Origin of the sequence: Streptomyces adustus (assembly GCF_009377175.1) — a bacterium.
In the GTDB taxonomy this organism is placed as follows: domain Bacteria; phylum Actinomycetota; class Actinomycetes; order Streptomycetales; family Streptomycetaceae; genus Streptomyces; species Streptomyces adustus.
In genome coordinates, this window is sequence record NZ_VJZD01000186.1 from 1 (window position 1) to 18,983 (window position 18,983).

Genomic DNA, 18,983 nt, shown 5'->3' on the forward strand with positions numbered 1-18,983 from the left:
GGGTTGCGGTTTGCGTGGGGGGTGGGGTCGGCGAGGACGCGCTCGGGCGTCCGCCATTGCCGACCCGTGACGCCTTCTCCGTACGTGACGGGCCGGCAACAGCAGCCGCCGGCCGGGGCCGACGACCGTGGGGGAGCCGGCGGCCGGGCCGGGCGGAAAGGGCGACCGGTCACGGTGCGCCGGAAGGCGACCGTGGCGGCGCCGAGAGAAATGCGGACTCGTGGGTCACTGGGGACGGAGGCCGGGAACGCGGACAGTCGCCGCGTCAAGGATCCGGCGCCACGGATCCGGGCTGAGCCAACGAGAGTTGTAGACCTGATGCTCAGTCAACGTCAAGCACGGACAAGGAAGTTGGCGCAAACCGTCGGGTCCCGTAACGCCTTCCGAATTCCTTGATCCATAGGTGAAGCACAATCGACACCCTTTTTCCACATCTCTCTTGACCCTTGACTGTAACCATCGGTAACTTCCTCGGCGGCTACTGCTGCGTAACCGTGAAAGCCCTTGTGGGAGCCGGGAGTCACAAGGAGACGTGCGCCGCAGCCGCTGTCCGCGCCAGGACAACGCGCCACTGAAGCCCAACCCGCACTGACTATGCCCACGGGAGCAGACATGGCCTCGTCCCCGGACGTCACACCGTCCGAAGACAACACCCCAGAGAACCCGGAAAGCGGTTTCGCGGCCTCGACGGCGGCGGTCGCCGCCGGATCCGGCCGACGCGGACGCGTCCGGATGCGCCGGGCCGCGGTGATGGCGGTACCCGCCACCCTGGTCGCCGCCGGTATGGCGGTCCTGACCGCGCAGGGGGCGCTCGGCGTGCAGTTCTCGATCTCCGGTATGCCCTTCACCGTCACCGCGACCGAGCTCGACGGCACCGGGTTCGAGCAGTTCGGCGCCCTCGACAACATGGCGAAGGACAGCCCCAACGCGGGCGACACGGGCGGGCAGGTGCTGGTCGTCACCTCGGCCATCAAGGACGCCCACCTCACCAAGCTGTGCCAGAGCGTCGACCTCGGCGGCATCAACCTGCGCATCACCGCGGGCGACGGCAAGGACCGGGTGCACGCCACCGACCTGACCACCGACTCCACGCTGCTGTCCGGCAACGCCGAGTTCCACGGCATCGAGATCGGCAACGACGCCAGCGAGCTGAACAAGGCGGGCGTCAAGGGCCCGATCGGCGTCTTCAGCCAGCAGGCCGACACCGTGCACATCGACAACCTGCGGCAGACGAACTACGCCACCACGGCCGCCGTGTTCACCCTGCCGAACCTCCACCTGAGCTTCAGTGACAACGCCTGCTGATCCCGCGCCGAACCGTCCACGGCAGTCACCGCGGTCCGCCTTCCGAGCCTGGCGGGCCCAACGGCCGTTCTGGGGCGGGCTGCTGCTCACCCTGGGCGGTACGTGGATCCTGCTGACCGAGAAGGCGTCGCTGAAGGTCGTCGTGCACATCGGCATGCAGGGCCTCACGGGCTATCTGCTGCCTGTCCTCATGGTGTTGTGCGGGCTGCTGATCCTCTTCAACCCGACGCAGCGGCTTTTTTACTCGATCACCGGCGTCCTGGTCACCCTGGGCACCTGGATCACCTCGAACCTGGGGGGCTTCTTCGTCGGCCTGCTCCTCGGGGTGATCGGCAGCTGCCTCGCCTTCGGCTGGCTTCCGGAGCAGGAGCCGCGCCGCAGCCGCCGCGACCGCCGACGGGAGGCGTCGCAGGCACGCCGGGCGGATCCGCCACGGCAGGGCGGGGACACCTCACTGAACAGACTGGACGGAGCGGGCGAGCCCGCCTGACACCGGCGAACGCGGCCCACGTCGTCGGGCGCGGTCCACGTACTCACCGTGGTCCGCGCCCGGCATTCAGAAGGACAGACGTTCAGAAGGGCAGACGTTCAGGAGGACACCGGCTCGCCGGCGTCGTCCTTCATCGCCTTCGCCTCGCTCTTGAGGATGCGCATCGACCTGCCGAGCGCCCGTGCCGTGTCCGGCAGCTTCTTCGACCCGAACAGCACGATGACGACGAGCGCCACGATCAGCAGGTGCCAGGGCTCCAGTCCGTTGCGGAGCATGTGCCGCCTCCCCTCTCACCTGCGACCGCCGCAGGTCCGTGGGCGACGGTCGCCGCCTTCGCGCAACTGTACAACCCGAGGGATACGCCCCCGCGAAGGCATGCGTCCACGGACGCACCAGGGCGAAGGCGCACAAACCGAGCACGGGTGTCCGGAAGTCACCGGAACTTATCCTCCGGCTCGTTAGTTTCTACGTTGCTGTAGAGACTGACGGCCCGAAGCGCCGTCGGCACTCATCGGCACACAGCACTGACGGCAACCGACATCTGGAGTTCTCATGGCCCTGTGGGACCGCATCAAGGAGTCCGCGTCGACGATGCAGACCCAGCTCGTGGCGAAGAAGAACGACCTCAAGAGCGGCGCCTTCCGCGACGCGAGCATGGCGATGTGCGCCCTGGTCGCGGCGGCGGACGGCTCCATCGACCCGGCCGAGCGGCAGCGCGTCGCCCAGCTCATCGCCACCAACGAGGTGTTGCAGAACTTCCCCGCCGACGACCTGCGCCGCCGCTTCGAGGAGAACCTGAACAAGCTGACGGCAGACTTCGCGTTCGGCAAGGTCAGCGTGTTGCAGGAGATCGCCAAGGCGAAGAAGAAGCCCGCCGAGGCACGCGCCGTGATCCAGATCGGCATCGTCATCGGCGGCGCCGACGGCGACTTCGACAAGACGGAGCAGGCCGTGGTGCGCGAGGCGTGCTTCACGCTGGAGCTGCCGCCGCACGAGTTCGACCTCTGATCCTCCCGCCGGCCGGGGGCCGGGGGTCCACCCCCGCCCCCCGGCTCCGGCCTTCGACCGCCGTCCGGATCCGGCCAAGCCCGTCCCAGTGATTGACGTGCACGCGCCACACCCCTACTTTCTGACCGGCTCACCGAACCTCGTTCGATATTTCGAATCCATGTCACCCCGAAGGCGCCGCACCCCTTTGGAGAACCCGTGCCCCCAGCCCCCCACGCGTCCCGCCGCACGTTCCTCGGCCTGACCGCCACCGTGCCGCTCGCCCTCTCCGGCGCGCTCACCCTGGGCGCCGGGACCGCCCGCGCCGCCGACTCGGCCTACGTCATGGGCTGCTTCACCGAGTCCCCGAGCGGCAACGGCACCGACTACGGCCTCCATCTGGCCGTCAGCACGGACGCGCTGAACTGGACCCCGCTGAACCAGAACAACCCCGTGGTCACCCCCACCGAGGGCGCCGGCGGTCTGCGCGACCCGTTCATCCTGCGCAAGCAGGACGGCACGTTCATCGTGCTCGCCACCGACCTGAAGGGCACCGACTGGAGTTACGTCAGCCAGTACGTCCATGTCTGGAACTCGGCCGACCTGCGCACCTTCACCGGCTACCACCGGCTGAAACTGCACGACATGAACACCCACAGCTGGGCGCCCGAGGCCTACTGGGACGCCGGGCGCGGACAGTACGGGATCATCTACTCGGCCGTCAACGACAGCGGCCACAACGTGATCATGGTCAACTACACGACCGACTTCGTCACCGCGTCCGCCCCCCAGGTGTTCTTCGACCCCGGCTACGACGTCATCGACGGCGATCTGGCCGTGGGCGTGAACGGCGTCAACTATCTCTATTTCAAGTCGAGTTCGGCGCAGGCGCTGGTGGGCGCGCGGTCCACGTCGCTCACCCCGGGCAGTTTCACCGCGTTCAGCACCGGCGTCGCGCACGGCGGCACGGAGGCGCCGATCCTCGTCAAGTCGCAGGCGAGCGGCACCTGGTGGCTGTGGGGCGACACGTATACGCCGAACGGCGTCTTCTACGCCTGGCAGAGCAGCAGCCTGTCGGCCGGCACCTGGACCGCGGTGGACCAGCGGACGTACACCCAGCCGGTGAACTCCAAGCACGCGACGATCCAGCCGATCACCACGGCCGAGTACAACAACCTGCTGGCCAAGTGGGGCGCGCCGGCCTGGAACCGGCTGAAGTCCTACAACTACCCGGCCCGTTACGTCCGCCACTCCGACTACGTGGGCCGGATCGACGAGTATCCCTTCGACCCGTACCAGGACTCGCAGTGGAAGCTGGTCCCGGGGCTGGCCGACAGCACCGGGGTCTCGTTCCAGTCGGTCAACTACCCGACCCGGTATCTGCGCCACTCCGACTACCAACTGCGGCTGGACGTCGGCGACGGCACGTCGACGTTCGCCCAGGACGCGACGTTCTACCGGACGGCGGGCCTGGCGGACGCGAGCTGGTCGTCGTTCCGCTCGTACAACTACCCGACGCGGTACATCCGCCACTCGAACTACGTCCTGCGCATCGACCCCGTCTCCACGGCCACCGAGCAGCAGGACGCGACCTTCCGCGTCGGCTACTGAGCCTTCGGGGCGCCTGCCGGGCAGAACAAACCGCCGCCCTCACCAACGGTGAGGGCGGCGGCGGGGCGTGGGCTCAGGCCAGGCCGACCGAGGCCAGCCACTCCTTCGCGACGTCAAGCGGGTCCTTGTTCTCCAGCTGCACCTTCGCGTCCAGGGCGAGCAGCGCCTCGGTGTCGAGCTTGGCCGAGACCGCGTTGAGCGCGGCGGCGCCCTCCTTGGAGAGTCCGCCCTTGTAGACGAGCGGCTGCACGTTCTCGAACCCGAAGAGGTTCTCCGGGTCCTGGAGGACGACGTGCTTCTCCTGGGTGATGGTCGCGTCGGTGGTGAAGAGGTCCGCGACCTGCACGGTGTTCTTCTTCAGCGCGGCCTGGGTCAGCGGACCGCCCGCGTCCAGCGCCTTGAAGGACTTGAACTCCAGGCCGTAAACGGACTTCAGGCCCACCAGGCCCTGCTGCCGGGTCTGGAACTCCGGCGAGGCGCCGAGCACCAGGTCCTTCGCCGCGTCCTTGAGGTCGGCGATGCTGGACTGGGACGTCAGGTTGTACTTCTTGGCGGTCTCCGCGTTGACCGTGACGGAGTCCTTGTCCTGCGCCGATGCCGGGTCGAGCAGTTCGAGCTTGGCGTCCAGCTTCGCGCCGATCGCGGCCGTCGTGGCCTCGATCGTCTTCGGCGCGGCCTTCGCGTCGAGGTAGGCCAGCAGCGCGCCGTTGTACTCGGGCAGCACGGTGATGGAGCCGTTCTTGAGCAGGCCGTACGTCGTCTCACGGCTGCCGATGTTCGGCTTGTAGGTGACCTCGACACCCTTGGCCTTCAGGGCCTCGCCGTAGATGTCGGCGAGCAGGATGCTCTCGGCGAAGTTGTTGGAGCCGACGACGACCGTCTTGCCGTCCGCCTTGCCATCCGCCAGCGGGTCGCCGGCGTCGTCTGAGGAGGAACATCCCGCCAGCAGGGCCGTCGCCGCGGCGAGCGCGACGGCAGCCGCGCCGGGGTGTCTCCGGATGAACGTGCTGCTGAGGACGTTGGAAGTCACGATTCCCGTTCCGGGTTCGGAGGTTGGCGGACCTTGCGGTGGTGCGGTCGGTACAGAGCTCTCCTGATCCAATCCAGCCTGTTCGTGATCAGTCAAGGGATTCCGGTCACCGATTTGCTTCGATACGTGTCCCGTTGTAAACGCGGCATGAACGAGCCGGACATAGACCGCGACAGACGGGTTGTAACCGGATCTTGACGTAGAGCGAGGTCCTTGATCGATCAATGAACAGGTAGTCTCCAGGCAGCTCGCGAGGCACGACACCCCTTTTGAGACGATCGAAACCGGTCACGCGACACAGCACGCATCGCGCAGCACCCGTGAAGGAGGCCCGGTGTCCACGAATCAGGTGGACGCGCCCTCCCCCAGGCTCTCGGCCTCGCCCGAGCAGGGGGGATCCCCACGGTCGGCACCACCGGCCCCGCCCGGACGCGGGAGCATTCGGGACTTCGCCGACCGGTGGCCCTTCAGGCGCAAGCTCAACATTCTCGTCGGCGTTCCGCTCACCGTGGTCGCCGTCCTGCTCGGCTACCTCATCACCCAGCAGCTGCGGGAGTCCTCCGGCGCCGCGTCGGCGGCCCAGCTGGTCCGCGACAGCACCCAGGTCGCACAACTCGTCGGCCGGGTGCAGGCCGAACACCAGCAGGCCATCCTGCTGTCCGTACGGCACCAGGCGGCCTACGACGGCGGCACGCCCTCGTCCGAGGCCTACCGCATGGCGCAGCTGGCCGTGGACACCCAGATCGAGAAGGTGCGCGACACCTTCGGCGACCGGCTGCCGGCCGCCGAGGCACAGGCCCTGCGCGAGGTCGAGGGCCTGGAGAACCTGCGGAACACCATCGAGCAGGGCTATCTGCCCGCCGACAACATCGACCCGGCGTACGCGGGCGCGGCCGAAGGCCTCATCAACGGCCTCGGCCTGGACCGCGACGCCGACCTGGCCGCCACCTTCACCGGCACCCTGCTCGACTCGCTGCTGCGCGCCGACTCGGCGCACGGCGCCTTCGAGACCGGAGTGCTCTCGGCGCGCACCGGTGACACCAACGCGCTCATCGAGTTCACGGGAGCGGTCGGCTCGTACGAGCTGTACACCTACCAGGCCGAACGGTTCACGCAGTTCGCCTCCGAGGAGCAGGCCGACGAGCTCGCCGGCATCGAGCACACGCCCGCGCAGGCCGCCATCATCCGGCACTACGCCGAACTCCAGATCGACCCGAGCGCGCTCCAGGCCGAGACCACCGCGCAGATCCGCGCGGCGCTGAAGGACTCGATCGACTCCTACCCGGGCTACCTGGAACAGGCCCAGGAACGGCTGAAGATCACCACCTCGCTGATCGACCAGATCGCCGACCGGGCCGACGACGCCTCCACCGACGCCCAGTGGCGCGCCGGTCTGCTGCTGAGCCTGGCGCTGATCGGGTTCGCCGCCTGGATCGCCTTCTCCGCGGCGGTCCGCCGCTCCGTCATCCGTCCGGTGCAGGCGCTCACGGGGGCCGCGCAGGAGGTCGCCGACGCGGCCGGCCGGGAGCTCGCCCGCGTGGCGGACGACGACGCCGAGGCCGAGGGTCCGCCGCTGCTGCGCGCGATGCCCGTCACCGCGCACGACGAGATCGGCGAGCTGGCCGAGGTCTTCAACCGGGTGCAGACCACCGCGGTCGGGCTGCTGGAACGTCAGGTGCTCAGCCGGCGCAACGTGGCCGAGATGTTCGGCAACATGGGCCGCCGGGTCAGCAACCTCACCACCCGGCAGCTCGCGCTGATCGACTCCGTCGAGCGCGGCGAGACCGACCCGGCGCTCCTCGAACACCTCTACTCCATCGACCACATCGCGGTCCGGCTGCGCCGCAACGCGGACAGCCTGATGCTGCTGGCCGGCATCCGCGAGACCGTCCTGGCCTCCGGGCCCACCGCCCTCGCCAACGTCGTACGGGCCGCGCTCGGCCAGATCGAGGACTTCCAGCGGGTCGAGCTGCACGCCGGGACCACGGTCATGGTGGAGCCGGACCTGGTCGGCGACCTGACCCTGATGGTCGCCGAACTCATGGAGAACGCCGTGTCGTTCTCGCCCGCGGGCAGTCCCGTGGAGGTGACCGTGCACTCCGGGGACACCGGCGCGACGATCACGATCGCGGACCACGGTCTGGGCATGAGCGCCGAACGGCTCGCCGAGGAGAACGGCCGCCTGATCCGCCGCGAGCGGCTGGACCTGGTGCCGACGAAGGTGCTCGGCCTCTTCGTGGTGGGCACGCTGGCCCGTCGCTGGGAGGTCGGGGTCGACCTGTCCCGCACCCGGGGCGGCGGTGTGACGGCCGAGGTGACGATCCCTTCGTCGCTGCTGCTGACGATGAGCGCGGTGGCCTCCGGCGGTCCGGCCGGGACCGCGGACCCCTCCCGCGCCGGTGCCTCCGCCGCCATGGACCGCCCCGACGCCGCCTCCGGGCCCAGGCCGTCGCCCTCGGCCGCGCCGTCGGCGGGGGAACCGGCCGACGAGCACCCCGGCGCCCTCCCCCGCCGTGTCCTGCGGCGTGAGCAGGACGCGGCGGACGCTCCGGGGACGGGCGCCGCGACGGATGCCACGGACGGGCCGGCTCCGCGCGTCCCCGCACCTCGCGCCGAGGCCGCGCCGTCCGCCGGCGGTGCCGACGACTCCGGTGGGGCCCGGCCGCTGCGCCGCCGGGTGCGGGGCGCCACCCTGCGCACCACCGTGGACGCCGGGCAGCAGTCCGCGCGGCAGACCGCCGTGCCGGACGACGCCGACGCCGTCCGCTCCGCGCTGGAGGAGTTCGAGGCGGGCGTGGAACGCGCCCACCAGGACACCGCCTCGCATGCCCTGCCGGCCCAGCCGGACCCGAGCACTCCGCACCCGCACGACCCGAACCACCTCCCGGAAGGAGCCGAGCAGTGAGTACGTCGACAGGTGACACCCCGTCGGGCGAGACCGCGCCGACCGATCTGAAGGCCGCCGCAGCCGACTTCACCTGGCTGCTCAATCGTTTCGCCACGGAGACCGCAGGTGTGGTCGACGCGATCGCGGTGTCCTCGGACGGACTGCTCATCGCCGTCTCCGAGCTGCGCGAGCACGCCGACTCCGAACGTCTCGCGGCGATCGTCTCCGGCATCACCAGCCTGGCCGCGGGCGCTTCGGGCAACTACGGTCTGGGCGGCCTGAACAAGGTCATCATCGACCTCGAGGGCGGTCATGTGCTGGTCTCCGCGATCGGCAGCGGCGCGGTGCTCGGTGTGGTCACCGACAAGGAGGCCAAGCTGGGCAACATCGCCTACGAGATGACGGTGTTCGCCAACCGGGCGGGCGCCGCGCTCAGCCCCCAGCTCGTGCTCGAACTCAAGAACAGCGTCGGAGCGGCGTCCCGGCGCTGACCGGCCGCCGCCGGTCGCAAGAGAAAAGAGAGCCCCCATGGCGGACGGCGCCGCACCACCTCCGGAGCCGGACCCGGACCCGGACGCAGGCGCGGACCCGGTCGCCGATCCGGCCTCGGGCCCGGCCCCGGTCCCGGGGTCCGATCCGGCCCCGGTGCCGGTCGGGCCCGCCTCCGCCGTGCGGCCTTTCCTGGTCACCGCCGGACGGGTGGCGGGTTCGGGCGAGGCCGAGTCCGGACGGACGATGCCCGTCGAGACCCAGCTGGTGACCACGGTCGCCGGACTGGACGGGCTCGACCGGCTCTCCTTCGAGCGGCGCGACATCGTGGCCGCCTGCCGGCAGCCGCAGTCCATCGCGGAGATCGCGGCCAGGCTGCGGCTGCACCTGAACGTGGTGCGGGTCCTCGCCGAGGACCTGCGCCGCGCCGGGCAGCTGAGCGTGCATGTGCCGGACGCGGGCGTCACCCACGGCGCGTCCGTCCTGCGCAGGGTTATCGAAGGCCTGCGGGCCATCCCCGACTCCCGAGGAATACTCCGTGACACCGACTGAACCGCTCACCCGGGGCGCGGCCGCGCAGCGCACCGTACGGCCGCCGCTGCCGGTGAAGATGGTGATCGCGGGCGGCTTCGGCGTGGGCAAGACCACCGCCGTCGGCTCGATCTCCGAGATCGAGCCGCTGACCACCGAGGCCGCCATCACCGAGGTCGCGGCCGGAGTGGACGACCTCAGCCACACCCCGCAGAAGACCACGACGACGGTCGCGATGGACTTCGGCTGCATCACCATCGACCCCACCCTGAAGCTGTACCTGTTCGGCACCCCCGGGCAGGAGCGGTTCGGGTTCATGTGGGACGACATCGTCGAGGGCGCGGTCGGCGCGCTGGTCATCGTCGACACCCGCCGCCTGGACGACTGTTACGCGGCCGTGGACTACTTCGAGCACAAGGGCATCCCGTTCGCGGTGGCGATCAACGCCTTCGACGGGAAGGTGGAGCACTCGCTGGACGAGGTCCGCTGGGCTCTCGACATCGCCGAGGGCACCCCGTTGTCGGTGTTCGACGCCCGTGAACGGGGCTCGGTACGGGACGCGCTGCTCGTCGTACTGGAACTCGCGCTGGCCCGCACCGAGGGCGCCGCGTAGGACGCGCCGGGCCCGCGCGGGGCCCGGCGTCCGTCGGTCCGTCAGGTGCCGCGCCGTACCCCCGGGGACACCGTGAGCCTGGCCACCGCCCAGAACACCGCGAGGGTGGCCAGGGCCAGCGCGGCCACCAGGGTGGCGCCGCCGACGACCTTCTCGTAGTTGCGTTGGTAGAGGCCGTCGATGATGTACCGGCCGAGCCCGCCGAGACCGACGTACGCGGCGATGGTGGCCGTCGAGACGATCTGGACGGCCGCCGAGCGCAGGCCGCCGAGGATCAGGGTGAGGGCGACCGGCAGTTCCACCTGGAACAGGATGCGTGGCTCGGGCATGCCCATGCCCCGGGCCGCGTCCACCGGGGCGGGGTCGACGGAGCGGACCGCCTCGTAGGTGGTGACCAGGATCGGCGGGACGGCGAGGACCACCAGCGGGATCATCACGGGCCCCAGGCCGAAGCCGAGCCAGGTGACCACCAGCACCAGCAGACCGAAGGTGGGCAGGGCCCGGCCCGCGGTGGCGAGCAGGGCGAGGGCGTTGCCGCCCCGGCCGTAGTGCCCGGTGACCAGGCCGACCGGCAGTCCGATCGCGGCGGCGAGGGCGAGCGCCTCCAGGGAGTACCGGACGTGTTCGAGGACCCGGGTGGGGATGCCGTCGTAGCCGTGCCAGTGGGAGCCGTCGCCGAAGAAGGCGTGGACGAACTGGAGCAGGTTCACCGGGCCGCGCTCTCCTTCGGCATCCAGGGGGTCAGCAGCAGCCGTACGGCCACCAGCGCCGCGTCGGCCAGGATCGCCAGCACGGCAGTCGTCACCACGGAGTTCACCGCGAGCTCGGGACGGTTGTAGATCTGGGCGTCGTGCAGCAGGTTGCCCAGCGCGCCCTGGTTGCCAATCAGCATGCCGACGCTGACCAGGCTGATGCTGGAGACGGTGGCCACCCGCAGGCCCGCGATGATCGCGGGCACGGCGATGGGCAACTGCACCTGGACGTAACGGCGTACGGGTCCGAAGCCCATGGCGGTGGCGGCGGCCAGGGTCTCCGGCGGCACCGAGCGCACGCCCTCGACGATCGCCGGCACGAGCACCACCATGCTGTACACGGCGAGCGGGATCATCACCGTGGTCTCGCTCTGGCCGGTGTAGTCGATCAGGACGACGAAGAAGGCCAGCGAGGGGATCGCGTACAGCACGGTGGTCACGCCCAGCACGGGCGGGTACAGCCAGCGGAAGCGGACGCAGAGCTGGGCGACGGGCAGCGAGACGACCAGCCCGACGAGGACCGGTACGAGCGCCTCGCGCAGATGCAGGCCGATCAGGCCCGCGTAGGTGTGCTGGAGGTCGCTGGGGATGTCGAAGAAGCCGCTCACCGGACGGCCCGCGCGTCTTCGCCGCCGCGGTCCAGGGCGTGCGCGCTGCGGATCGCCTCGCCGACGGCCTGCTGCGACACCACCCCCACGACCCGTCCGGTGCCGTCCACGCCGACCGCCCAGCCGGTGGGCGACAGCACGGCCGCGTCGAGCGCGGCCCGCAGCGAGTCCTTGCCGTGCACGAACGGCCGCCCGTGGGACAGCAGTCGGCCGGGCTCGATCTCCCCCGCCGTGAGGTCCTTCGGGTCGCCCCAGCCGAGGGGCCTCCCGTCCAGGTCGGCGACGAGGAGGTAGGGGGCGCCGGAGGTCGAGCCGCGCGCGGCGATCGTCCCGGCGTCGGCGTCCAGGGCGACGACCGGAGCCGTCTGCAACTCCAGTGCGCCGGACGGGAAGAAGGACAGCCGCCGGATGCCCCGGTCCGAGCCGAGGAAGTCCTCGACGAACGCGTCGGCAGGGTCGGAGAGCAGTTCGGCGGGCGGGGCGTACTGGGCGAGGTGACCGCCGGTGCGCAGCACGGCGACCATCGTGCCGAGCTTGACCGCCTCGTCGATGTCGTGCGTCACGAAAACGATGGTCTTGCCCAATTCTGCCTGGATCCGCAGAAGTTCGTCCTGGAGTCCCTTGCGCACGACGGGGTCGACGGCGGAGAACGGCTCGTCCATCAGCAGCACCGGCGGATCGGCGGCGAGCGCCCGTGCCACCCCGACGCGCTGCTGCTGGCCGCCGGAGAGCTGGTAGGGGTAGCGCTTGGCGAGCGAGGCGTCGAGTCCGACCCGTTCCATCAGCTCACGGGCCCGGGCGCGGGCCCGGTCCTTGCCCCAGCCGAGCAGCCGCGGCACGGTGGCGATGTTGTCGACGATCGTGCGGTGCTGGAAGAGACCGGCGTTCTGGATGACGTAACCCATGGAGCGGCGCAGGGTGTTGACCGGCTGCTGCCGGATGTCGGCGCCGTCGAGGAGGATGGTGCCCTCGCTCGGCTCGACCATCCGGTTGATCATGCGCAGGGTGGTGGTCTTCCCGCAGCCCGAGGGACCGACGAGGACGGTGATCGAGCCGTCCTCGATGTCCAACGAGAGCCGGTCGACCGCGACCGTGCCGTCCGGGTACCGCTTGGTGACTGAATCTATCCGTATCAAAACGCCGAATGCCCTTCGGGTTTGGCAGGAATTGCCCCTACTTCGGCCGAGGTCGTCGTTGCCTGGCCGATGCGGGAAGAGTCTAGACCGGGTTTGTTACGGCATTCCGGCCTGCGGCTCGCGGACTTGAGCCACTTCGGCCTGCGGCACTCCCGTCGCCCGCGTCCTGCGGGGTGGCGGCCACCGGAAGTCCCGGGGTGCGCAGGACCCTTCGCCGGGCGTCCACCGCGTACACCTCGCAACCCGCCCGCGCGGCGGCCCACTCGACGCCCTCCTCGCCCATCGCGAAGGCGGCGGTGGCCACCGCGTCCGCCTCCGTCAGCGTCGGGGCCACGACGGTCATGCTCAGCAGGCCGGTCGCCGGGAGACCCGTACGGCCGTCGACGATGTGGTCGCCGCGCTCGTAGCGGGCGGACGTGGCCACCGCGCCGTCGGTGACCTCCAGGACGGTGCAGAGCCGGTCGGCGAGCTCGGGGTGCCGTACGCCGACCCGCCACGGCCCGCCGGCCGTCACCACGTCTCCCCCGGCGTTCAGGCAGAACCGGCCCAGCCCGGCGTCCCGGAGCAACCGGGCCGCCCGCTGCACCGACCAGCCCTTCACCACCGCGCAGGGGTCGAGGCCCCGGCCGGGCAGCCGCACGTCGAACGCGCCCCGGGTCGCCACCCGGTACTCCTCGCACAGGCCGAGCACCTCGGCGAGATCGGGGCTCACCTCGTCGGCGGACAGCTCGCCCCGGTCCAGCCGGGAGACCTCGCTGCCCGCCCTGAAGGGGCTGAACCGCTCGTCGACCTCGCGCAGCCAGCCGAACAGCGCGTCCGCGACGCCGTCGGGGACGTACGGATCGTCGATGCGCAGCGAGACCGGGAACCCCATGACGTGTTCGACGCGCCGCACGTCAGGCGCCCTTGGCGTCGAGGGCGGCCTGGAGCGACTCCCGGTAGCCGTCGCTCGTGATCGTCGCGCCGGACACCGTGTCGACGTCCGCGCTCTGCGCCTGGAGCGTCTCCGCGATCAGCGTGGGTACGGCGGCCGCCGTCTGCGGGTGGTCCGGCTGGCGGAGCATCCGCACGGAGGCGATCCGGTCGCCCTCGAACGTCACCTCCACCTGCACATCGCCCTTGTCGGTGTGCACCGTCGAGCCCGCGACGGCCTTCCCCGAGCCACCCGAGGAGGCCGAGGAGGAGTCCGGCGCGGCCGCGGGCGCGGCAGCCTCGGTCGACGACGACGTCCCGCCGGACGGCTCGTAGCGCCACACCGGGACGAGGCCCGCGACGCTCAGGACCAGGACAGGTATAGCTCGTTTCACGGTCTTTCCCTCTTTCCTTTCCCTCGTTCCGTTTCCTCGGCCCTCGTCATCCCGCCAGGCTGAAGCGCTCGAAGTGGATCTGCGGTCCGGGCACGTCCAGCGCCCGCAGGGAGGCGAGCACCGCGTTCATCATGGGCGGCGGTCCGCACAGGAAGACGTCCCGGTCGGCGATGTCCGGCACCAGCCGGGCCAGTTCGGCAGGGGCGAGCTTGTCGGGGCTGACCGGGCCGGTCACCAGGTGCAGTTCGGCGCCCTTGACCCGGGCCAGCTCGCGCAACTCGTCGTACAGGACCGCGTCCCGGTCGGTGGCGACGCGGTAGACGACGACGGCGTGCCCGTGCAGTTCCTCCAGCAGCGCCCTGATCGGGGTGACGCCGACACCGCCCGCGATGAGCACGGACTCGGACCGGGTGCGGTGCAGGGCGGTGAAGGCGCCGTAGGGGCCCTCGGCGAAGACGCGTGTGCCGACCTTCAGCCGCCGCAGTGCGGCGGTGCCGTCGCCCGCGGTCTTGGCGGTGAGGCGCAGCGAGCGGCCGTCAGGGGCGGCCGACAGGGAGAACGGGTTGGCCTGCCACCAGCGGTCCTTGGTGAGGAACCGCCACAGGAAGAACTGGCCGGCCCGGGCGGGCAGCCGGTCCAGGTCGCGTCCGGTGATGTGGATGGAGACGACCGTGTCCGACTCGGGGACGACGGCCGACACCCGGAGCTGATGCCGCCGGTTGCGCCACAGCGGCAGCACGGCCCGGCCGACGACGACCGCGCCGAGGGCCAGACCCCATACCGTGTACCAGTAGGTCCTCGCGGCGGACGACGCGGTGAACGTCGTACCGGCCGCTACCTGGTGGGTGAAGGCCAGGACGACGGCCACGTAGGTGTACAGGTGGATGAAGTGCCAGGTCTCGTAGGCCAGCCGGCGCCGGGCGTACCGGGCCGAGGCGGCGCCCACGACAAGGATGATCGCGAGCGCGACGACGGCCCGCAGCACGCCCTCGACGGTCTCGGCGAGGTCGACCACCTGGCTCACCGGGTCCATGCCGGAGGAGTCGGCGTAGCCGAAGGCGATGAACACGACGTGCGCGAGCAGGGTCCACAGGACGCCGAAGCCGGTCCAGCGGTGCCAGGAGGTCAGCCGGTCCATGCCGATCCGGCGGTCGAGCCAGGGCAGCCGGGCCACCAGCAGCAGCTGGAACGCCATCAGCAGCGCGCCGTACAGACCGGCCAGCCGGCCCAGCACGATCAGGGCGTTCGAGGCGAATCCCGCCTGGGCGAAGAACCAGGCGACCACAGCCGCGTTCGCGGCCAGCACCGCGTACAGGCCGGTGCGCGCCACCACCCGGGGGCGCAGGCCCGTGGGGGGCGCGGGGGGCGATTGGACGGTCGTCACGGGTGGTAGCTCCTTGATCGGGGCCGGGGCTTCCGAGCTTGTCCGCGCGGAGCTGTCATTTTGCTGTCGTTCATCTTTCAAGTGGTTATCGAAGTGGTCTCGGCGGTGGCCCCGCCCCGGTGGCCGGGACCGAGTGAAGCACTATGAGCGGGTGGAAAAGGTACGACTGCTCGTCGTGGACGACGACCCGCCCATCGCCGACCTGGTCGCGACGGTCGCCCGCTACGAGGGCTGGGAGGCGGTCACCGCGCACTCGGGCGAGGAGGCGCTGCGCCGGGCCGCCGAGTTCCATCCGGACATCGTGGTGCTCGACCTGATGCTGCCCGACGTGGACGGCTTCGGTGTCCTGGACCGGCTGCGCGGCTCGGGGACCATGGTGCCGGTGGTGTTCCTCACCGCACGCGACACGGTCGCCGACCGGGTGGCGGGCCTGACCCGGGGCGGCGACGACTACCTGGTCAAACCGTTCGCGGTGGAGGAGCTGATGGCCCGGCTGCGCACGGTGCTGCGGCGCAGCACCGGGCCAGGCTTCCGCCGGTCGGTGCTGCGGGTGGCGGACCTGACGATGGACGAGGACACCCGTGAGGTGCGGCGCGACGGCGCGCTGCTGACCCTCACGCCGACCGAGTACGAGGTGCTGCGCTATCTGATGCGCAAGTCGCCGACCGTGCTGACCAAGGCGCAGATCCTCGACCATGTGTGGGAGTACGGCTTCGGCGGCCGCTCCAACGTCGTGGAGCTGGTGGTCAGCCGGCTGCGCCGCAAGCTGGACGCCACCGGCGATCCGCTGATCCACACCGTGCGCGGGTTCGGGTACGTGGTCCGGCAGGCGACACGGTGAGCACGGTGCTCGGACGGTTCCGGCACACCTATCGCAGGCTGCGCCTGGGCACCCGGCTGGCGCTCGGCCTGGGCGCGCTGTCGCTGGGGGTGTTCGCCGTCGTCGGCACCGCGCTGACCATGTACATGCGCGAGTACCTGGACCACCAGCTGACCGCGCAGCTGAAGCTGGTCCAGGTCGTGCAGTCCAAGGACGCGGCGGCGCACGGCACGGTGACCCGCCAGCCCTACTACGGCTGGTACACGGCGGTGTACGACGTGACGGCTACCTCGGCGGTGCTGCGCACCCCGGCCGAGGTGCCGTCGGACAGCCGCGCGCTGACCGCCCTGGCCGAGACCAGGGCGAACACCCGGAACGAGATCCAGCGCACCGTGTGGATCGAGGGGGCGGGCACCTACCGGCTGCGGGCCTGCGCGGTGCGGCCGGGGGTGGTCCTGGTGACGGCCGCGCCCACGGCCGGCATCGACGCCACCGTCCGGCAGCTGATCACCGTGCAGGTCGTGGCCTTCGCCCTCGCGCTGCTCACGCTGGTGGTGGCCGGGCGGGCGCTGCTGCGGCGCGGACTGCGGCCGCTGAGCGAGATGGCGCACACCGCGCACGGCATCGCCTCGCACAACCTGACCGGGTCGGCCGCCCGGCTGCCGCTGCGCGCGGACGCCCCGGGCGGCGGCCCGGAGGTGGAGGAGCTGCGCGTCGCGTTCAACACGATGCTGGAGCACATCGACGACTCCCTCGCGGTGCGCGCGCAGGCCGAGCAGCGGCTGCGCCGCTTCGTCGCGGACGCCTCGCACGAGCTGCGCACCCCGCTGATGTCGGTACGGGGCTACGCGGACCTCTTCCAGTACGCGGCCGCCAACGCCCCCGAGGAACGGGACCGGCACCTGGCCCGGCTGCGTGCCGAGGCCGCCCGGATGGGCTTCCTGCTGGACGACCTGCTGCTGCTCGCGCGGCTGGACGCCGAGGAGGTGGAGACGCCGCTGCGGATGCGGGAGGCCGATCTGGTGGAGCTGGTCGGGGACGCGGCCGACGCGTTCCGCGCGAGCCATCCGGAGCATCCGCTGACCGTGACGGCCGGGCCGGCGCCGGTGCGGCTGCGGCTGGACCCGCAGCGGGTCCGGCAGGTGCTGGACAACCTGCTCACCAACGCCGCCGTGCACACCCCGGACGGCACCGCGGTGTCCCTGGTCCTGCATGTCACCGCCGACCGGGCGGTCGTACGGATCAGCGACTTCGGCCCGGGGATACCGGCCGCCGACCGCGACCGGGTGTTCGACCGCTTCTACCGGGTCGACAAGGCCCGCAGCCGGGACCGCGGCGGCAGCGGGCTCGGCCTGTCGGTCGCCGGATCGCTGGTGCGCGCGCACGGCGGCACCATCGGGCTGGGCGACGAGACCGGGAGCACCGTCTTCACGGTCGAGCTGCCGCTCACCACGGGCACGGGCACGGGCTCCGGCTCCGGCTCCGGCTCCGGCTCCGGCTCCGGCTCCGGCTGAGCCTGCCGGGGTGGGCGACGTCAGTCAGGCGTCGGTTGCGGCAGGCCGAGGCGTGGGCGGGCGGCCAGGACGGCGACGTCGTCCTCCGCGTGCCGGGCGTCCAGCCGGCCGAGCATCGAGTCGAGGATCTCGTCCAGTTCGGCCGCGGCCGGGAACCTGAGCGCGGCGAGCCGCTCCAGCGACCGGTCGATGTCCTCGCCGCGCCGCTCGACCAGCCCGTCGGTGAACATCACCAGGGTCCGGTCCGGGTCCAGCTCGTGGGTGGCGGGCTCGTAACCGCCGAATCCGGTGCCCAGCGGCGGCCCGACCGGCACCGGCAGCAGCGAGGTGATGCCGTACCGGTCGATCACGGCGGGCGGCAGATGACCGGCGCCCGCCATGGTCACCATGGCGCGCACGGGGTCGACCCGGGCGATCAGACAGGTCGCCGGTCTGCGCTCGGGCAGCTCGTCGGCCAGCGTGTCCAGCTGGCGCAGCACCCGGTGCGGCGGCAGGTCGGCGGCGGCCAGGGCCCGCAGATCGGAGCGGTAGGCGGCCATGTCCACCGCGGCCTCCACCCCGTGCCCCATCACGTCGCCGACGACGAGCAGGGTGCGGCCGAAGTGCAGCCGTACGGTCTCGCACCAGTCGCCGCCGACCAGTGCCTGCCGGCCCGCGGGCAGGTAGCGCACGGCGATGTCCAGGTTGGGGTGCGGCCTGCCGGGTTCGGCGCGCAGGGCGCGTTGCAGGTCGCCCGCGGTGCGGCTGACCCGGGCGTGCTCCCGGGCGTGCCGCAGATGCGAGGCGGCCTGTTCGGCCAGCAGGGCGAGCAGCTCCGTCTCGAAGGCGGTGAACGGCCCGCCGTCCCGGGCGCACACCAGGACGCCGTACCGCTCCTCGCCGGTCGCCAGCGGTATGCAGAGCGCTCCCCGGCGACGGCCGGGCGCCGGGCCGGCGGTGCGCGGTCCGCCCTCCCCGTCGATCGCGGGCGCCGTCAGGTCACGGGCCACCGCGACGACCCACCGGGCGTCGGGCAGCGCCGCCGGGTCGCCGACGGCCGCCTCGTACTCCGGCTCGGCCGGGCCGTCGAGCCGCAGCACGGCGGCCGCGGCGGCCGTCTGCGCGGCGACCGCCCGGGTCAGCTCGGCGCAGGTGGCCGCCTCGTCGAGCGTGGTGCCGACGCCCGCGGCCACCGGACGCAGCGCGGCCAGGACGGCCGCCGCGTCGGCCGCGTGGGCGGGCGTGCGAGCGGGCGTGCGTGCGCGGCCGGCGCCGTCCTGCGGTGCAGGTTCGCGGTGCGTGCGGAACCATCGCGCGACTCGGAACACCTTCAAATCGTGACAAACCCCCTGGGCCGACGCATCGGCCACCGGCCGGACCTCGCGTTTCCGCCGAGTACGGCCCCGACGGCGACGTCCGCTCGCCCACGCTCCGTCGGTTCCCGGACACCCTTGCGTCACACCGGCCGGGAACCTTGCCGTCGTGTCCCTCCTGCCGCTCGACGACTCCCGGGGGCCGCTCCCCGCCCCCGCTTCCGTCC

At 71.5% G+C, this 18,983-nt stretch carries 19 protein-coding genes; 10 read left to right on the forward strand and 9 right to left on the reverse strand.

Features of this window, described 5'->3' with window-relative positions:
- Positions 1-612 precede the first annotated feature (612 nt).
- Positions 613-1,305, forward strand: coding sequence for a DUF6230 family protein (locus tag FNH09_RS33175; protein WP_152893609.1), 693 nt, complete (start codon positions 613-615; stop codon positions 1,303-1,305).
- The gene (locus FNH09_RS33180; protein ID WP_162469458.1) at positions 1,289-1,795 is read left to right on the forward strand and encodes a DUF6114 domain-containing protein; all 507 of its coding nucleotides are present in this window, start codon (positions 1,289-1,291) and stop codon (positions 1,793-1,795) included. The genes FNH09_RS33175 and FNH09_RS33180 overlap by 17 nt, the downstream gene beginning before the upstream one ends.
- 98 nt (positions 1,796-1,893) lie before the next feature.
- On the opposite strand, the gene tatA is transcribed toward FNH09_RS33180, so the two are convergent.
- Positions 1,894-2,070 carry a Sec-independent protein translocase subunit TatA gene (gene tatA, locus FNH09_RS33185; RefSeq protein ID WP_152893610.1) on the reverse strand — a complete coding sequence of 59 codons (177 nt, stop codon included), beginning with the start codon at positions 2,068-2,070 and terminating at the stop codon, positions 1,894-1,896.
- A gap of 277 nt (positions 2,071-2,347) precedes the next feature.
- Between tatA and FNH09_RS33190 the strand changes: the two genes are divergently transcribed.
- Positions 2,348-2,803 carry a tellurite resistance TerB family protein gene (locus tag FNH09_RS33190; protein ID WP_152893611.1) on the forward strand — a complete coding sequence of 152 codons (456 nt, stop codon included), beginning with the start codon at positions 2,348-2,350 and terminating at the stop codon, positions 2,801-2,803.
- Between the two features lie 198 nt (positions 2,804-3,001).
- Positions 3,002-4,393 (forward strand): AbfB domain-containing protein, encoded by a 1,392-nt coding sequence (locus FNH09_RS33195; RefSeq protein WP_162469459.1) that lies wholly within the window; start codon positions 3,002-3,004, stop codon positions 4,391-4,393.
- A 73-nt stretch (positions 4,394-4,466) separates the two neighbouring features.
- On the opposite strand, the gene FNH09_RS33200 is transcribed toward FNH09_RS33195, so the two are convergent.
- A complete protein-coding gene (locus FNH09_RS33200; protein ID WP_162469460.1) occupies positions 4,467-5,423 on the reverse strand; it encodes a glycine betaine ABC transporter substrate-binding protein in 957 nt (318 codons plus the stop codon).
- A 334-nt stretch (positions 5,424-5,757) separates the two neighbouring features.
- Between FNH09_RS33200 and FNH09_RS33205 the strand changes: the two genes are divergently transcribed.
- From FNH09_RS33205 to FNH09_RS33220, 4 genes are read left to right on the forward strand one after another with little or no spacing between them, the layout of a single operon-like run.
- On the forward strand, positions 5,758-8,328 hold the full coding sequence (locus tag FNH09_RS33205) for a sensor histidine kinase (protein ID WP_162469461.1): 2,571 nt from the start codon (positions 5,758-5,760) through the stop codon (positions 8,326-8,328).
- Positions 8,325-8,801 (forward strand): roadblock/LC7 domain-containing protein, encoded by a 477-nt coding sequence (locus FNH09_RS33210; protein ID WP_162469462.1) that lies wholly within the window; start codon positions 8,325-8,327, stop codon positions 8,799-8,801. The genes FNH09_RS33205 and FNH09_RS33210 overlap by 4 nt, the downstream gene beginning before the upstream one ends.
- 37 nt (positions 8,802-8,838) lie before the next feature.
- Entirely contained in the window at positions 8,839-9,351 is a 513-nt protein-coding gene (locus tag FNH09_RS33215; protein ID WP_152893613.1) for a DUF742 domain-containing protein, read from the forward strand.
- Positions 9,338-9,943 carry an ATP/GTP-binding protein gene (locus FNH09_RS33220; protein WP_162469463.1) on the forward strand — a complete coding sequence of 202 codons (606 nt, stop codon included), beginning with the start codon at positions 9,338-9,340 and terminating at the stop codon, positions 9,941-9,943. Before FNH09_RS33215 ends, FNH09_RS33220 begins: the two co-directional genes overlap by 14 nt.
- A gap of 41 nt (positions 9,944-9,984) precedes the next feature.
- Here the strand turns inward: FNH09_RS33220 and FNH09_RS33225 are convergent, their stop codons facing one another.
- The 6 genes from FNH09_RS33225 to FNH09_RS33250 all read right to left on the reverse strand — a co-directional run bounded on the left by FNH09_RS33225 (position 9,985) and on the right by FNH09_RS33250 (position 15,130).
- Positions 9,985-10,653: an ABC transporter permease subunit gene (locus FNH09_RS33225; protein ID WP_162469464.1), complete on the reverse strand. Its 669-nt coding sequence runs from the start codon at positions 10,651-10,653 to the stop codon at positions 9,985-9,987.
- Positions 10,650-11,303, reverse strand: a complete 654-nt coding sequence (locus tag FNH09_RS33230) for an ABC transporter permease subunit (protein ID WP_162469465.1) — start codon at positions 11,301-11,303, stop codon at positions 10,650-10,652. The genes FNH09_RS33225 and FNH09_RS33230 overlap by 4 nt, the downstream gene beginning before the upstream one ends.
- On the reverse strand, positions 11,300-12,439 hold the full coding sequence (locus FNH09_RS33235; protein WP_152893615.1) for an ABC transporter ATP-binding protein: 1,140 nt from the start codon (positions 12,437-12,439) through the stop codon (positions 11,300-11,302). Before FNH09_RS33235 ends, FNH09_RS33230 begins: the two co-directional genes overlap by 4 nt.
- 82 nt (positions 12,440-12,521) lie before the next feature.
- Positions 12,522-13,334 carry an FAD:protein FMN transferase gene (locus FNH09_RS33240; RefSeq protein ID WP_162469466.1) on the reverse strand — a complete coding sequence of 271 codons (813 nt, stop codon included), beginning with the start codon at positions 13,332-13,334 and terminating at the stop codon, positions 12,522-12,524.
- Position 13,335: 1 nt separating this feature from the next.
- Positions 13,336-13,746, reverse strand: a complete 411-nt coding sequence (locus FNH09_RS33245; protein ID WP_162469467.1) for an FMN-binding protein — start codon at positions 13,744-13,746, stop codon at positions 13,336-13,338.
- 46 nt (positions 13,747-13,792) lie between these two features.
- On the reverse strand, positions 13,793-15,130 hold the full coding sequence (locus FNH09_RS33250) for a ferric reductase-like transmembrane domain-containing protein (protein WP_162469468.1): 1,338 nt from the start codon (positions 15,128-15,130) through the stop codon (positions 13,793-13,795).
- Positions 15,131-15,281: 151 nt separating this feature from the next.
- Here FNH09_RS33250 and FNH09_RS33255 point away from each other — a divergent pair, with 151 nt between their 5' ends.
- Positions 15,282-15,971 (forward strand): response regulator, encoded by a 690-nt coding sequence (locus tag FNH09_RS33255; protein WP_162469469.1) that lies wholly within the window; start codon positions 15,282-15,284, stop codon positions 15,969-15,971.
- A gap of 5 nt (positions 15,972-15,976) precedes the next feature.
- Positions 15,977-17,464 carry an ATP-binding protein gene (locus FNH09_RS33260; RefSeq protein WP_162469471.1) on the forward strand — a complete coding sequence of 496 codons (1,488 nt, stop codon included), beginning with the start codon at positions 15,977-15,979 and terminating at the stop codon, positions 17,462-17,464.
- Positions 17,465-17,484: 20 nt separating this feature from the next.
- Here the strand turns inward: FNH09_RS33260 and FNH09_RS33265 are convergent, their stop codons facing one another.
- Positions 17,485-18,771: a SpoIIE family protein phosphatase gene (locus tag FNH09_RS33265; RefSeq protein WP_162469470.1), complete on the reverse strand. Its 1,287-nt coding sequence runs from the start codon at positions 18,769-18,771 to the stop codon at positions 17,485-17,487.
- Positions 18,772-18,983: the final 212 nt, after the last annotated feature.

Bases quoted from the DNA above. Each gene is read 5' to 3' on its own strand.
- FNH09_RS33175 (WP_152893609.1), top strand. From the start codon at position 613: ATGGCCTCGTCCCCGGACGTCACACCGTCCGAAGACAACACCCCAGAG.
- tatA (WP_152893610.1), bottom strand. From the start codon at position 2,070: ATGCTCCGCAACGGACTGGAGCCCTGGCACCTGCTGATCGTGGCGCTC.
- FNH09_RS33190 (WP_152893611.1), top strand. From the start codon at position 2,348: ATGGCCCTGTGGGACCGCATCAAGGAGTCCGCGTCGACGATGCAGACC.
- FNH09_RS33215 (WP_152893613.1), top strand. From the start codon at position 8,839: ATGGCGGACGGCGCCGCACCACCTCCGGAGCCGGACCCGGACCCGGAC.